At 60.9% G+C, this 15,568-nt stretch carries 12 protein-coding genes and 1 pseudogene; 11 read left to right on the top strand and 2 right to left on the bottom strand.

Features of this window, described 5'->3' with window-relative positions; all coding sequences use genetic code 11:
* The first annotated feature begins 30 nt into the window (after nt 1-30).
* The 8 genes and pseudogenes from FJ988_RS11200 (at nt 31) to FJ988_RS31150 (ending at nt 7,494) form a co-directional block, all read left to right on the top strand.
* Nucleotides 31-1,686, top strand: coding sequence for an FAD-binding dehydrogenase (locus FJ988_RS11200; RefSeq protein WP_140817460.1), 1,656 nt, complete (start codon nt 31-33; stop codon nt 1,684-1,686).
* 205 nt (nt 1,687-1,891) lie between these two features.
* On the top strand, nt 1,892-3,538 hold the full coding sequence (locus FJ988_RS11195; RefSeq protein WP_140817458.1) for an ATP-dependent Clp protease adaptor ClpS: 1,647 nt from the start codon (nt 1,892-1,894) through the stop codon (nt 3,536-3,538).
* Nucleotides 3,535-3,723, top strand: a pseudogene (locus FJ988_RS11190) (FAD-binding protein); the annotation flags it as partial. The gene FJ988_RS11195 and the pseudogene FJ988_RS11190, both read left to right, overlap by 4 nt.
* 101 nt (nt 3,724-3,824) lie before the next feature.
* Complete coding sequence (locus tag FJ988_RS11185; protein WP_140817455.1) at nt 3,825-4,805, top strand: ketopantoate reductase family protein; 981 nt, start codon at nt 3,825-3,827, stop codon at nt 4,803-4,805.
* A gap of 81 nt (nt 4,806-4,886) precedes the next feature.
* Complete coding sequence (locus tag FJ988_RS11180; RefSeq protein ID WP_140817453.1) at nt 4,887-5,507, top strand: PadR family transcriptional regulator; 621 nt, start codon at nt 4,887-4,889, stop codon at nt 5,505-5,507.
* A 6-nt stretch (nt 5,508-5,513) separates the two neighbouring features.
* The gene (locus FJ988_RS11175; protein ID WP_140817451.1) at nt 5,514-6,812 is read left to right on the top strand and encodes an NAD(P)/FAD-dependent oxidoreductase; all 1,299 of its coding nucleotides are present in this window, start codon (nt 5,514-5,516) and stop codon (nt 6,810-6,812) included.
* An 86-nt stretch (nt 6,813-6,898) separates the two neighbouring features.
* Nucleotides 6,899-7,162, top strand: coding sequence for a TMEM175 family protein (locus FJ988_RS31155; protein ID WP_246688509.1), 264 nt, complete (start codon nt 6,899-6,901; stop codon nt 7,160-7,162).
* 83 nt (nt 7,163-7,245) lie between these two features.
* Nucleotides 7,246-7,494, top strand: a complete 249-nt coding sequence (locus tag FJ988_RS31150; protein ID WP_246688508.1) for a hypothetical protein — start codon at nt 7,246-7,248, stop codon at nt 7,492-7,494.
* Nucleotides 7,495-7,618: 124 nt separating this feature from the next.
* Here FJ988_RS31150 and FJ988_RS11165 read toward each other — a convergent pair whose 3' ends face one another.
* Both FJ988_RS11165 and FJ988_RS11160 read right to left on the bottom strand, forming a co-directional pair.
* Nucleotides 7,619-8,263 carry an alpha/beta hydrolase gene (locus FJ988_RS11165; RefSeq protein ID WP_348644289.1) on the bottom strand — a complete coding sequence of 215 codons (645 nt, stop codon included), beginning with the start codon at nt 8,261-8,263 and terminating at the stop codon, nt 7,619-7,621.
* Between the two features lie 126 nt (nt 8,264-8,389).
* A complete protein-coding gene (locus FJ988_RS11160; RefSeq protein WP_181183503.1) occupies nt 8,390-11,539 on the bottom strand; it encodes an adenylate/guanylate cyclase domain-containing protein in 3,150 nt (1,049 codons plus the stop codon).
* 444 nt (nt 11,540-11,983) lie between these two features.
* Here FJ988_RS11160 and FJ988_RS11155 point away from each other — a divergent pair, with 444 nt between their 5' ends.
* The 3 genes from FJ988_RS11155 (at nt 11,984) to FJ988_RS11145 (ending at nt 15,517) form a co-directional block, all read left to right on the top strand.
* Nucleotides 11,984-12,991, top strand: coding sequence for a radical SAM protein (locus tag FJ988_RS11155; protein WP_140817446.1), 1,008 nt, complete (start codon nt 11,984-11,986; stop codon nt 12,989-12,991).
* 301 nt (nt 12,992-13,292) lie between these two features.
* Nucleotides 13,293-13,868 (top strand): hypothetical protein, encoded by a 576-nt coding sequence (locus tag FJ988_RS11150; RefSeq protein ID WP_140817444.1) that lies wholly within the window; start codon nt 13,293-13,295, stop codon nt 13,866-13,868.
* A 275-nt stretch (nt 13,869-14,143) separates the two neighbouring features.
* Nucleotides 14,144-15,517 (top strand): integrase arm-type DNA-binding domain-containing protein, encoded by a 1,374-nt coding sequence (locus FJ988_RS11145; RefSeq protein WP_140817441.1) that lies wholly within the window; start codon nt 14,144-14,146, stop codon nt 15,515-15,517.
* Nucleotides 15,518-15,568 lie beyond the last annotated feature (51 nt).

The following is a 15,568-nucleotide window of genomic DNA, read 5'->3' as shown; positions in this document are numbered from 1 at the left end:
TAAGATAGCCGGCTAATCCTGGGAGGAACAATGGCTGACGCGGACGTGATCATTGTCGGCGCAGGGCTGGCCGGCCTTGTCGCCGCCGCCGAACTGGCGGAGGCCGGCAAGAAAATCATCATCGTCGACCAGGAGCCGGAGCAGTCGCTGGGCGGCCAGGCCTTCTGGTCGTTCGGCGGGCTCTTTCTCGTCGATTCGCCGGAACAGCGGCGCATGCGCATCCGCGATTCGCATGAGCTTGCGCTCGAAGACTGGATGGGTACCGCCGCCTTCGACCGTCCAGAGGATTTCTGGCCGCGCAAATGGGCGGAGGCCTATGTCGGCTTCGCCGCCGGCGAGAAGCGCTCCTGGCTGATGGAACGCGGCATAAAGTTCTTTCCGGTCGTCGGCTGGGCGGAACGCGGCGGCGGCAATGCTGTCGGCCACGGCAATTCGGTGCCGCGCTTCCACATCACCTGGGGCACCGGACCCGGCGTGCTCGAACCCTTCGTGCTGCGCGTGCGCGAGGCGCAACAGCGCGGGCTGGTCCAGTTCAGGTTCCGCCACCGCGTCAACGAGATCGTCCGTACCGGCAAGACCGTCACCGGCGTGCGCGGCGATGTGCTCGAGGCGAGCAGCATCGAGCGGGGCCGCAAGAGTTCTCGCAGCGTGGCCGGTGATTTCGAACTTCATGCGCAAGCCGTCATCGTCGCCTCGGGCGGCATCGGCGCCAATCACGAGCTGGTGCGCAAGAACTGGCCGCAGCGCCTGGGTGCGGCGCCCAAGCGCATGATCACCGGCGTGCCGGACCATGTCGACGGGCGCATGCTGGCAATCACCGAACAGGCCGGCGGCAGGATCATCAACCGCGACCGCATGTGGCACTATGTCGAGGGCATCAAGAACTGGGCGCCGATCTGGACGGATCACGCCATCCGCATCCTGCCCGGCCCCTCCTCGATATGGCTCGACGCGCGCGGCAAGCGCCTGCCGGTGCCGCTCTATCCGGGCTTCGACACGCTGGGCACGCTCAGCCATATCATGAGCACCGGATTCGATTATTCCTGGTTCATCCTGACCAAGAAGATCATCCAGAAGGAGTTCGCGCTGTCGGGCTCCGAGCAGAATCCGGACCTCACGGGAAAAAGCTGGCGGCAGGTGGCGAAGCGCGCCACGTCGGGCATTCCCGGCCCGGTCAAAGCCTTCATGGAAAAAGCCGAGGATTTCATCGTCGAGGCCGATCTTGCCAAGCTTGTCGCGCGCATGAACGCGCTGGCCGGCGGCGAGCCGCTGCTGGAGCTGGCGCAGGTCGAACGCGAGATCCGCGCCCGCGACATGCAGCTCGACAATCCGTTCTCCAAGGACATGCAGATCACCGCGCTGCGCGGCGCGCGCGCTTACCTGGGCGACAAGCTGATCCGCACGGCAAAACCGCACAAGATGCTCGACCCGGCGAACGGCCCGCTGATCGCGGTGCGCCTCAACATCCTGACCCGCAAGACGCTGGGCGGGCTGGAGACCGATCTCGACAGCCGCGTGCTCGACACGGCCGGCGAGCCGGTGCCGGGGCTCTATGCCGTGGGCGAAGTCGCCGGCTTCGGCGGCGGCGGCGTGCATGGCTATGCGGCGCTGGAAGGCACGTTCCTCGGCGGCTGCATCTTTTCCGGCCGCAGCGCGGGACGGGCGGCGGCCAAGGCTGTCGCCTGAGCGAGAGCGATGCCAGCCTGCTTGTGAGATCGCAAGGACAGTGCGGCTGCCGCTTAGGCGTGGAGCAGTCCACGGTTCGGAAAATCCGTCCGTTAAGTACCAACCGAACAGTTTTAAGGAGGCCATTCGTCCATCTGTTAACAATTCATGCAATATGGCGCAGATAGCCTATGTCCGGACCGGTCCGAGAAAGTGAGCCTTTACAGTGCGCCACACATCCGCCAAGTCATTACAACTTGTCATTCACAATGACGACAAGACCCCGTGGCCGTTTGTCGTCGATCTCATCCGCTCAGTCTTCGGCCGATCCGACGTGGAAGCCGAAGCTTTGACTGCCACAGTGTCCCAGCAGGGAAAGGCCGCGTGTGGCAGCTATCCTTCCGCAGTGGCAAAAGCCATGTTGGACACGGCAAAGGAGCGCATCAAAGCGGCCGGTCATCCGCTTCGTGTCACCGCCACCTCGACTGGAATCGGAAAGGCGGCCGCCTCTAGCCACCCGCCGCAGGCGTCGCGCGACAAGAAGTTCAAGTATGCCTACGAGGCAATCGGATGGCATTTCGGCGGACTGGCGCATGACGAGATCGTCGCGACCTCCCGCCAGTTTCCCGGCCATATGCGCGCCGACGTCCAGGTGGCGCTCGACAAACTGTTCTCGGCCTCGCCGGTTCGCTTCTTCGGGCTCTACGAGCAGCATCGCTACGAGACGCTGACCTACGCCGCGTTGACGAAAGACGGGCAATACGCCGTCACCATCTCTGCAGCGCAATACCAGGATGTCGATATCGGCGAGAGCGAACCGATAAAATGCCTCAGCAACGGTTTGTGGCTCAATCGCGATGGTGGCCTGCAGTATGCCGTGGTGCTGTCCTTTCATCGCGAGTTCGGTCGCGAGGCCGGAACCTGCGTCGAGATCGCGGTGCCGGCGGGCGAGGCGGGCCTTACCCTGGTGAACCGTTGCTTCTCGGAGTTGGAGGCTGCCATCAATGCAGCGCGCTCTTACCGCGGCAAGGTTCTCTCGCTCGAAACGGAGGGCGACTATAGCGGCCAGTCCAAAGGCGTCATGGTGCACCGCTTGCCTCAAGTGTCGCGCGACGAAATCATTCTTCCGGAGCCGACCCTGAAGCTTCTCGACCGCAATGTGATCCGCTTCATCGAGAGCCGTGAGGCACTGAGGCGGCTAGAACAGTCGACGCGCAAAGGCATTTTGCTCTACGGCCCGCCGGGCACCGGCAAGACGCATACCATTCGCTACCTGGCCGCCAATCTGCCGGGACATACGACGCTCATCATTACGGCCGGCCAGATGGGCCTGTTGTCGCAATACATGACCCTGGCGCGCCTGCTGCAGCCGGCAACAGTCGTGATCGAGGACGTCGACCTGATTGCCCGGGCGCGCGAGACAATGGGCGGTCCATGCGAGGAGTCCCTCCTCAACACCCTGCTCAACGAGATGGACGGCTTGAAGGACAATGCCGACATCCTCTTCGTCCTGACCACCAACCGGCCCGAACAGCTTGAAGGCGCGCTGACCGGGCGGCCGGGCCGCATCGACCAGGCTATCGAGGTACCGCTGCCGGACGACGACTGCCGGCGGAAGCTTGTGCGCCTTTACGGCGGCGGGCTGAAACTACCCGACACGATGGTGGCCGAGGCCGTGGCGCGCACCAAGGGCGTCAGCGCGGCGTTCATCAAGGAGCTTATGCGTCGCACCGCGCAAACCAGCATCATGCGTGGCGACGGAGAGGCAGTGACGTCCAAGGACCTTGCCGAGGCCCTGGACGACATGCTGTTCACGGGCGGCCGGCTCAACATTAAGCTGCTTGGCGGAGCCGTCGACGGGACCGTCACATGACCCGCAAGACGCTGGGTGGCCTCGAGACCGATCTCGCGGTGCCCGGGCTCTATGCTGTCGGCGAAGTCGCCGGTTTCGGCGGCGGCGGCGTGCATGGCTATGCGGCGCTGGAAGGCACGTTCCTCGGCGGCTGCATCTTTTCCGGCCGCAGCGCGGGACGGGTGGCGGCGGGCACGATTGCGTGAACGCGGTGCGCGGGTGATCGCCGGTTCGGCGACAAGGCTGTAGGCTTTTTCGGTCGATCGTTTCCGACCGACGTTCCAACGCCAATCACAACGGGAACAGCATGCGCATCATCGTCTATGGGATTGGCGCCGTCGGCGGCGCCATCGCGGCCCAGCTGAGCTTTGCCGGACATGAAGTCATCGGCATTGCGCGCGGCAGGCAGCTCGACGCCATCCGCGCCTCGGGACTGACGCTCTCCAGCCCGCAAGGCTCCAGGACCGCCCAGTTTCCCGTCCATGCCGATCCGGTGGAGATTTCGTTTGAGCCGGACGATGTCGTATTCCTGACGATGAAGACGCCCGATACGCTCGGCGCGCTGCAACGGCTCAACGCCGCCGGCATGACGACGCAGCCGGTGTTCTGTTTCCAGAACGGCGTCGCCAACGAGGCGCTCGCCTTGCGTTTCTTCGCCAATGTCTATGGCGCGACGGTGATGCTGCCGGCCGATTACGAGACGCCCGGCCAGGTCGCGGCCTATTTTTCGCCCAAGATCGGCGCCTTCGACATCGGCCGCTATCCTTCCGGATCCGACGAGACGGTCGAGAAACTGTGCGGGGTGCTCAGCGCGGCCGGCTTCATCGTCGACCTGCGGGACAATGTGATGAGCAGCAAATACCGCAAGCTGCTCGCCAACCTTCGCAACATCATCGACGCGGCGCTGGGCGACACCGAGTTGCAGCGGAAATGGTATGCCAAGGCGCGGGCCGAAGCCGAGGCGGTGCTGACTGCCGCCGGGGTCGACTGGGATAGGACCGACGCCATGGCGCGCGAGGAACTGACGATAACAGCCATTCCCGGCCGCACCCGCGTCGGTTCCTCGACGCTGCAGAGCATCGTGCGCGGCACCGGCTACCTCGAAACGGACTTCCTCAATGGCGAGATCGTGCTTCTCGGGCGTCTGCATGCCATCGCGACGCCCGTCAACGCTGCCCTTTGCCGGCTGTCGATCGAGCTGGCCAGCGGCCGGATGCAACCGCAATCGGCCGGTGACGATACGATCGCTGCGATGATCGACGCAATGGATGCGTCGAGGAGAGGTTGACCCGTCGTAACAATCGGTGTGGCGCGATTTTCTCGAACGTCACTCTTGCATAGTTATTTTATGACTAGTATACTTATAACTATGAAACCGCCAAAACGTTCTCCCATCGCGCTTGCCGTGCTGACCATGCTGTGCGAGGCGCCGATGCACCCCTACCGCATGCAGCGCCTCATCAAGGAGCGCGGCAAGGATGAGGTTATCAACGTCACCCAGCGCGCCAGCCTTTATCAGACGATCCAGCGGCTGGAGCGGGAAGGCCTGATTGCGGCGCAGCGGACCGCGCGCGACGAAAAACGCCCCGAGCACACCGTCTATGCGATAACCGAAACGGGCCGCGCCATCGCCGTCGAATGGATGCGGCAGATCCTGTCGACGCCGACGAACGAATATCCGGAATTCCCGGCGGCGATTTCATTCCTTCCCTTGCTTTCGCCGGACGACGTGCTGCGTCAGCTCGAAGCGAGGGCCAAGGCCATCAAGGCGGAGCTCGAGCGGATCGACGAAGGCCTGAAGCAGGCTGCGGCCGTACCAAGGCTGTTTCTCCTGGAGATGGAATATCTGCGCGCCGTGCAGACCACGGAACTGTCCTGGGTGACGTTCGTCGTCGACGATCTGCGCTCCGGGCGCCTGACATGGAGCGAGGCCTGGCTGCGCCAGATCGCGGCGCAGTTCGCAAGCGAGCCTGCAAGCAGTTCGGAGTAAGCCATCATGCATATCCTGATCATCGGCGCCGGCACCGGCGGCCTGGCCCTGGCGCATGCGCTCAAGCAGGCAGGCATCGCCGTCTCGGTCTATGAACGCGACACGGCGCCCAACGCCGATCAAGGCGGCTACCGCGTCGGCATCAGCCCGGCCGGAAGCCGGGCGCTCAAGGCTTGCGTGCCGGCGTCGAATTACCAGCTGTTCGTCGCCACCTGCGCCCGGCCGCCGCGCTGTTTCAACATGCTGACCGAGCAGTTTTCCGAGGTGCTTTGCCTCGAACTGGACGGCGAGGCGGTCGACCTGATGGACGGCGAGAAGAACGTGATCCGCAAGACGCTGCGGCAGGTTCTGCTCAGAGGGCTCGAAGACGACGTCTTCTTCGGCAAGCGCTTCGTCAGCTATGCGCAGAACCCGGACGGATCGGTCACCGCCCGCTTCGCGGACGGAACCGACGCGACCGGCAACGTCCTGGTCGGCGCGGATGGATCGGGATCGCCGGTGCGCAACCAACTTCTGCCGGACGCAAGGCTGGAAGACACCGGCATCGTCTCGCTCGGCGGCAAGCTGCCGATGACCGCGGAGAGCAAGGCGCTGCTCACCGACAGGATGTTCCACGGCATGTCGCTGATCATGGCGCCGCGCGGTTTCGGCGGCATCGTCCATTCGCTGGAGTTCGCGCAAAATCGAGCCAATGCCGACATTGCCCGGCGCTGGCCGGACTTCGCCGAAGCGCTCGACGACGACAGCATCGGCTGGGGCCTGTGGGGCGCCCGCCAGAATTTTCCAGCGGATCCATCGACGCTGAACGGCGAAGACTTGCGGCGCCTGGCGCTGGAACTGACGCGCGACTGGCATCCGCATATGCGCCGGCTGATCGAGATGACCGAGCCTGCCATGGTGCAGTATATCGGCGTCAGGACCTCGGTGCCGCCGCCGCCCTGGGAAAGCTGCAACGTCACCTTGCTCGGCGACGCCATCCACACCATGACGCCCGGACGCGGCGCGGGCGCCAACACGGCGCTGCGCGACGCCGCACTTCTCGGCCGGTTGCTGATCGAAGCCAGTCGCGGCGAGAGGTCACTGCTGCAGGCGATCCACGACTACGAAGCCGAAATGCTTCGCTACAGCGCCGAAGCCGTCAGGGAATCGAAAAAACAGATGAGCGCGGCCGACCTGATCCACAAGCCGGTGATCGGCGGGCTGCAGCTGGCAGCGATGCGAGGGGTGATGCGGATCATCAATGCCGTGCCGCCCTTCAAGCGGCGGCTGCTGCAAAATATGATGCGGGTCCGCGGCGCGAATTGACGGGCGCCGATGCCGCAATCCGGGCGTCGCCAATCCGGCCCACCGGTCTATAGTGCCGGCCGACGATATGAGCGACAGGACACCCCATGCTCCCCTCCGGCGGACTCGAGCGGCTGACCGCTTTCTCGGATGGCGTGTTCGCCGTTTTGATCACCGTGCTGGAGCTGCGGCCACCGGAAATCCCGACCTTCGCGGCGCTGCTGGCGCTGTGGCCGACATGGTTGAGTTATGGCGTCAGCTATCCCTTCATCGCCATCGTGTGGGCGAACCACCATCATGTCCTGCGCCACGCGGCAGAGGTGACGACCGGTCTGATGTGGCACAATTTCTCGCATCTTTTCTCAGTGTAGCTGCTGCCGCTGGCGACCGCCTGGATGGCGACGAGCGAGCTCTCGCCGCAGCCGGTCGCCTTTTATGCCGGCGTCTTCTTCCTGTGAACCTCACCTATTTCCTAGTGAACCTCACCTATATTTTTCTTATTCGCGAGCTCATCGAGCCGCTGCCCGTCGATGCCGTTCCCCTTACCGTGCGCAAGGCGATGCGCATCCGGTCGGTAGCCACGCTCTGCCTGTTCGGGATCGCCGCGATCATCGCGCTGAAGTACCCGATCGTGGGCCTGGCGACCTGTTGCTGCTGCCTGGCCGTGTACCTTAGGCCGCAAGCGCCCGGCACGAGGAGATAGGCGGAGACCGGCGAGAATTCCGCCGGCGCCGTGGTAGTCATTGCCAACAGCAGCTCATGCAAAAATGAGTCGGTCGTTTGGTCGCGGCAAGTTAGGCTCGCTTGGAAGCAGCAGACAGGCCTATTCAGCCGATTACTGCACGCCGTCGGCCGCCTGGCGGATCACATCGTAGACGCGGCGGGGCTGGGACAGCATCGGTACGTGGCCGTTGCAGGTCGGGGTGGACTGTGTGGTCCTCGCTGCCGATTATGTAGTAAGTCGGCTTTGTTTTCCACGCCGCACCCGGAACAGGCTGACCGAACAGGTCGGCAAGAGGCGCCATTTGCGTTGCCCATATGAGCTTCTGCTCCGCTTCGGTGAGATCGCCAGCGAATTCCGGGAGGCCGGAACGACCAAGAAACAGCCGGCCGTCGGTCAACTCGATATGCTGGAAGACAGCGGTCTGGGGGAATTTCGTCTGATCGGCCTGCGTCGTCTCGCCGTCCTCCGGCGCCAGCGCGCAAATATAGACGAGCGCCTTGACGCGCTCATCCGTGCCCGAAGCGGTGATGACGGTGCCGCCATAGGAATGCCCGACCAGCACCACCGGACCGCTCGCGCGGCCGAACGAAGTCCGCGCCGCCGCGGCGTCGTCGGCGACGGTATTCAAGTGGTTCTGCGTCGAGATCACTTCGTAGCCGTCGGCGAGCAGCAGTTCGATAACTTTGCTGAAACAGGATCCGTTGGCCCACAGGCCATGGACGAAAACAATGCTGGGTTTACCGGGCATGCAGCACCTCCAGGGACAATCGCTCTCCTGAGTCACGCCGTATGGCAGGATCCCGGTCAGGAAAGGACAGGCCAATTTTCCAGCTTAGGAACTCCGCCAGGCAATTTAGGCCGCTACGGTCTCTTTTCAATCTTGCCTGGTAGAATTTCGCCTGGCGGCAATGTGGCGATCGCTGTCTGATCCTGAGATGGACGGGCCGGCTCGCCTGCGCAATTGTACCAGATCGTTCAGCGCTCGAAGCTCCAGCATCTTCGCACCTTGGCCACGGGCAGTCTCTACCGCGCGTTCAAGTGCCTCAGCGGCGGCTTCCGGGGAACTTCCCGACTGTAAAAGAAGAGCCGCTTTGATCCGGTGGAGTTCCGCATCGAAGAAGTGCGCGTTTACGGCCGCGCTGCTAACAACCGCTTCGTCGATATGGCGAAGCCCCTCGCTTGGCTCCCCTGCTTTGCCGCAGGCTTCTGCAAGAAGGCCGAGCGCATAACCGCGAAAAAGCTCCGCGCCTGTTGCGACATACGCCTTGATTCCCTCGTTGAGTATATTGATCCCTGCATCGGTTGAGCCTTGCTCGGCGATGGCCCAGCCACGAAGGATGGTGCCCCAGGACATCCAGTACAAAAGGCTATTCTCGGTTGCTATCGAAACGGTGCTCGTCGCAAGCTCCTCAACAATTTCTGGTTGGTGGAGGCCTTGGTGGACGGCTGCCGACATACATAGTGCGTAAGTGAGGCTGAGCGGATGCGCGAGCGTTTCTGCCAGACGGATTGCTTCGCGACTTCGCTCAACTGCACGCTCGTAATTACCAGCGCACCATTCAAGCCAGGCAAGATTGGCAAGTCCGGCAACACCTGCGTCGGATCCGTATGTGAGGATGTTTCGGCGCGACAATGTTCGATCGTAGCCATCGAGGGCAGCCTCGAGCTGCATTCTGCTGGCAGTGAATTCGCCGAGGCAGAAGAGACACCAGCCGAGGGCGCGGCGGGCTTCGACTCGGATTGATAGATCATTACCCCGATCTGCCACCTCAAGCAGTTGTTCACCGATCTCTCGAGCCGCTTGAACGGGGCCTCGCACCTGGTAGTAGGACTGCAAGCCACGGAGGGCGGCAGCGAGCTGTGGGGTGTCTCCTATTGACTGGCACAGCAGACGCGCCCTGGCGTAGATGTGCTCCGCCTCTGAAGCAGCCCAGCCTCTGATCGCGGTCAGCGCAGTACCAAGCCCGATCAAGAGCGAAGCCTCCCGTTGCTGGCGTTGGCGTAAGGAAGGGAGGCCCATGATGGCAGCCAATGCCTTTCGAAAGTGAGCTTCCGCCTCTAGGTTCGTATAGCGGCTCAGTGCTCGTTCGCCGGCTGTTTGCCAGTAGTTTATGGCGCGCTCCGTATCTCCCGCGAGGTTGAGATGTCCAGCTATAAGCTCGGGCTGCCGCTCCGCGAAATCCGGGAACTGAACAATCAGCGCCTCAGCGGCCCGCAGATGATAACGGCGCCGCGAGCTTCGAAGCAGAGATTGGTAGGCTGCTTCTTGAATAAGTGCATGCTTGAAAGAATATGAAGCCTGCGGAGGAATGCCACGCTGTAACAGAATCTGACGGTCGACCAGCTGGGATAGAGCGCCCAGCAGCTCTACCTCAGAGGCCAACGTGACTGCCTTCAACAACTCGAACGGAAACTCGCGGCCGAGAGTTGCCGCGATCTGCGCGGTCGCTTTGATGGAATTCAGCCGATCCAGTCGGGCCATCAGGGAGTCACGCAACGTTACAGGGATGGCAGCCTCGTCGAGGAGGGCCGGGGTCGTCGCGCTATCGCCGGCCTCCACAAATTCAACAACGGTTTTGGTTAATTCCTCCACGAATAGAGGCACGCCGTCGGCCCGTTCAATCAGCTGGCTGCGCAACGCCGGTGACAACTCGGTGCCTTTGGTCAGATTGACGATAATCTCGTTGGTGTCGCCAGAGGAAAGGCGCGAAAGCGTAAATCGCATTGCGTGTGAGGGATCGACCCAAGGCTGGACGAACTCCTGGCGAAACGTCAGAAGGAGAAACAACTTCGCAGTCGGGACAAGCCGAAGAAGCTGCTTGACGACGTCGAGCGTTGAGGGATCAGCCCAATGGAGATCCTCTACAACGAAGATCAGTGGGCGACGCTCCGTGTCTCGAAGCAACCAAGTCAGCAGGATTTCAATCGTCCGCTCCCGCCGCCTCCGAGGAGGCAGATTGGTGGTATCCAATCCGGCAGGAATGGGGAGCGACAGCAGTGACGCAATCAGGGGCAGCGCTTCTTCCACGCGAAATGGTGATTGTTTTAGCGATGTTTCAAGTTTCGCGAGTCTTTCCGCCGTACCATCCGACGAGCTAATTGCAAGATGCCGATGCAGCAGATCGATAATCGGCAGGAACGCGCTGTCGGACGAATGCGGCTCGCAATTACACGCAAGCATGGAATGCTCTTCGGCTATGCTGGCGTGAAAAGCGTGTACGAGACGTGACTTGCCAATTCCCGGCTCGCCGCAGATCAACGCCACTTGGCCCTTGCCCTGCAGCACGCGCTCCCAACCCTCTTTGAGGTACGCCAGCTCGCGTGCGCGTCCAACGAGGGGAGTAAGGCTCCGAAGTTCGAATGCGTCCTGCCACGTGAAGGCTGATTCAACCAACGGTACGTAGAGCTGGATCGGACGCGATATGCCTTTGACGTGGCGCGCTCCCAAAACGCGGCATTCAAAGCGATGCTTGACCAGAGCGTATGTAGCATCGCTGATGACTACCGTCTGGGGCTCGGCGAGCGCTTGCAGGCGAGCTGCCACATTGGGGGTTTCGCCGACGATAGAGAAGATTTGCCGCTCAGAACCGCTAGGGAGATCGCCGGCAACCACCAATCCGGTATGAATGCCGATGCGAACCTGCAAGCTGGCACCGAAGCTATCGACCATTTCAGTGCTACGTTGCTGGAAACGTGAAATGATTTCAATCGCAGCGCGCACGGCCATTACCGGATCGTCGTCGGCTGCACCGGGATAGCCGAAGTAAATGAGGAGACCGTCCCCGAAGTATGACGCTATCCACCCGCCGCAATGTCGGACCACCTCATCGCAAGTGGACCGATAGGTGGTAAAAAGGTCGCGGAGATCCTCGGGATCGAGTCGCTCCGACAAAGCAGTTGACCCGACGATGTCGCAGAACACTACAGTGATCTGCCTGCGCTCTGCGGAGGCGATTGCGGCGTCATCGGGCAGAGGCGAAGGTGCGTTAGCGAGCTGTGCTCCGCAGTTGCCGCAGAACCGCATCCCAACTCCGTTCTCGAACCGACACCGAGGACAGCGCATATGGAGCGTCTCCAGCTTATAGACCTGCGAGTGCCTGTCCCGAGAAAGGATTGTGATGCGACTCCAAAGGTTGTCGAAGCCTTCTTGGGACCCGAAGTGGATCCCGCTGCAATCATAGCGGCGATGGCCTAGGTTAGAAACTCCAAATTAGCTCTGACCTAGCCGTCCGTTCCGAACCACGCGCCAACTCGTCCGCCTGAAAATCATCAGCGCGACCTCATGCCCTTCCGCAACGTTGCCGCTATGCTCTTGCGAGTTCGGCTCGGCCCCTGAGACGAACCAGGTTCGGTGCACCGATTGATGCAAAAACAAGGCGCCGTCTTCAAGGCTGCCGGTCGGAGCGTTTGGCAGCAGCGTGTTGGTTTCCCCAACGAGAGGTGCTATTCTCGTTGAGGAGGACTTGAGTTGCAACCCGTCTTGAACTCACCCCTAAGCATAACACTGTCGATAACTCAGACGTGCAATCTAGAGTGCAAGCATTGTTATGCAGATTGCCAGGCAGAAGAAGCCTCTGCCGAACTCACTACTGATGAATGGCGGCGTTTTCTCGACTATTTGGTTAAAAATAATTTCATTTCCGTTTATTTCGAAGGCGGAGAACCTCTTTTCCGGGAAGATTTCCTGCAAATTTTGGAACACTGCGCTCGCCGGATGATGACCATGTTGCGGAGCAACGGAACTCTCATCAATCGTGAGATGGCACATCGTCTAAAACAGATCGGAATAGGACGTGTGCTCGTTGACCTGATGGGAGCGAGAGCCGAGACACACGACTATTTCACCGGAGTCAGCGGGAGCTTCGTGAAGGCCTGCGAGGCGGTCCGCCACCTGCTTGAGGCAGGCATCGATACTGATGTGCTCACGATTCTAAATCGGAGAAATATGGGCGAGTTGCAAGAGTATTTGAAGCTTGCACACGAGCTCGGTGTGCCCCGCGCAGGAATTCTGCGCCTCTATCCTCTAGGGCGGGCCAAGTCCCGGTGGGACGAGTTGGCAATGTCCCTGCAAGAGCAGATGGCTGTGCTTGGCTCGCTTGTACCACCGCCCGGCCTTACCGTGATGAAGTCCTGGCATCCGAATGACCGGAACTGCTGCTGGCAGGCTGCCGCGGTAGATCCATTCGGCCGATCAATTGGCTGCGCCTATCTCCGCGAGTACGTCGATTACGGCAATATTCGCGAAGTGCCTTTCCTCGACACCTGGGAGCATTCCCTCTACCGGGAACTGCGCTCGGGTGTGGTCGAAAAGTCGTGCCCAACCTGCGATGCCGTTGAAGGAACGCGCGGCGGTTGCCGGTCGGTCGCCTATGCCTTTCATGGTCGTTGGGGGGCACCTGATCCATTCTGCTCGACATTGAATGAGGGAGTCGACTTGCGTGTCTTACCGTCGCGTCTCCTTTCGAAAGGTCGCTAACTTACGTGTTCGCCCCGTCGATGAGATGGGTATCTGCATAGTGTTCACCCCGGAGAACCCGAGGCTATACACGCTCAATTCGTCTGCGTGGCTTATAATGGAATTGTGTCACGGGCGAAGTTGGAGATCGCTGGAGCGTAGCTATTTTGCTACTATCGAGCCCTCGCGCTCGCGCGAAGCGGCGCGGTCTGAACTGCGGCGGGGCATCGACGACCTTATTAAGCAGGGCGTCATAGAGCTTGTAGAACCGGCTTGAATATGGGGCAGGAGAAACTATTCGGCGACCTAGGAGGACTGGCTAGTGGCACGCAATCCGACTATCGAACAGGTCAAGCGCTTGGTACGTCGGCAAGGAACCCCGGCGCCGCCGGCGGTCCAGCCCGTCGTCGTGGAGGTTCGCACGCACGGAGCTATTTCATTTACGCCGTGCGAGCCGGCTATTCCGTACGCCCTGGGTTGTATTCTGATTGAATGGACATTTGGCATCCCCTACGAGGATGTGCCCGTATTCCATAAGTTCCTGGAAGACAACGAGGCTTTTATTCGGCAAAGCGTGGAAAAGGTCGAGGGCGCGAGATACCTGGGAACGTATTGGTCAATTGGCCACCAATACCATTACAAAACATTTTGGTCATACGATTCGGAATCGGCGATTGGTAATCTTAATGACGCCATTCGACGTTCGCCCAACCTTTCCGAAGCAATCGCAAACCTCCGGACTCACTGGTCGAAGGATCCGTCCCGACAAGAGTTCAAATACCAGCCTGCTTCCCTGATCACCGCCGAAAAGCTGCAGGATTACGCGAAAGAGTATCCCGTGGTCGGCATGGGACTGGGCGCATCGGCACAGACCCGAAAACGACCGAAAAGCAAGTAGGTCGCGAGCGATTACTGCGTTTTGACAATCGATGCCGAAATGGCGCGCCCGAAGAGATTCGAACTCCTGACCCCCAGATTCGTAGTTTATTGTTGGCACTTCGCCCTGGTATCCAAGTTTTCGCTGCGATCCGATATTCGTGTTGTTTTTTAGTTATTTGCGCGCTACGTCGGTATTTTGCGTAGACAGACCACCTAACCCCGATGCAAGCTAAGACCGGCTGAAAAACCGGCTTACTTCTTGACCTATCACCACCTACCTTGCGGAACTACGCTATGGCCGACGTTCGTATCCTCCTCAACGACCGAACGATTAGCGATCTTGATCCGCCCAGTTCGGGGCAGTACCGCGCTCGTGATACTCAGCTGAAAGGGTTCCACGTCGTCGTCGGAAAGCGATCAAAAATCTTTGCTGTCCAAGGAGATCTAAGAATGGACGGAAAACGGGTCTCCTCGCTATCGGTGCGCATTGGCGATGCTGAGACCATGTCCACGCGCGAGGCGCGCGCAACTGCCAAGACCTACCTTGCGCAAATCTCAAAAGGCGAGCACCCGAATCCGAAAACCGTCGTGGCGGCTGATGATCCCGATCAGGCAACGTCTGATGCAGTGGGGCAATCCGGGCAACCGAATGCCGTTCCTAAGGGTGTCACGCTGCGGAGCGCATGGGAACGCTATCGCGATGCCCACCTCATTCGGAAGGGGCGGAGTGAAGGCACCATCGAAGGCTATCGAGACCACGTCGAGCGCCTCTTCAAGGATTGGCTTGATGCGCCCTTGCAAGAACTTGCGGAGGATCCTGCGAAGGTGATCACCAGGCACGATGAGATCACCAAGGAGCACGGACCTTACATTGCAAATGGTGGCATGCGTACACTGCGCGCCGTCTACAACCACGCGCGGAAGGCGCACCGCTACCTTCCCGCCGACAACCCGGCGAGCGTTGTGGATTGGAACTCGGAAGAGCGGAGAAACACGGCGATGGGGTCGGACGACTTGCCCCTGTGGTTCCACCAAGTCGCCGGCCTGCCCAGTCCGATACGACGCGAGTTCCATCTGTTCTCGCTACTGTCCGGGTGCCGTCCAACCGCCCTGATGGAGGCAAAACCGCAGCACCTCGACCTGCGTCGCCGCGTGCTGCACATCCCGCGGCCGAAAGGCGGCGCTGACCGAGCCTTCGACATTCCACTATCTCGCCAAATGATCTTGTGCGTTACGCGGGTCATGCGCTTTGCGCGCCACTGTTACCCGGAGCGAGCCAATGATTGGTTGTTTCCTGCGGAGAGTGAAAGCGGACATCTCGCCGAGCAGAAGGAGGACCGCGCCGTACTAGCAAAGTGGGGCAATGATCTTCGTCAGACGTTCCGAACGTTGGCGACGCCTGCAGGCGTCTCGGAATTCGATGCGCGGTTGCTGATGAATCACGCTATTCCGGGTGTCAACGCCGGCTATATTTCGCGCCACAAACTGCTTGAAGACCACTTGCGCACTCAGCAACAGGCGATTAGCAGCACCATGTTTGCGGCGCTTGGCAATTTGATCGCTAAGGACGGCACCATTCGTTCGTGGCTCGGCCCCCGCGCGGTACAGCGGGCAATAGAAGCCTCTAAACATAGCACAGAAGGGGACGCATTGCGCGCAGCAGCTTAGCGGAACATCGCTTTGAGCACGCCAACCGCAGTTATGAGCAACTACTTCCGT

It is taken from the genome of Mesorhizobium sp. CU3, assembly GCF_006442965.1.
GTDB lineage: Bacteria > Pseudomonadota > Alphaproteobacteria > Rhizobiales > Rhizobiaceae > Mesorhizobium.
The sequence above is the reverse complement of the archived record's forward strand: the minus strand, read 5'-3'. Positions and strand labels throughout refer to the sequence as shown.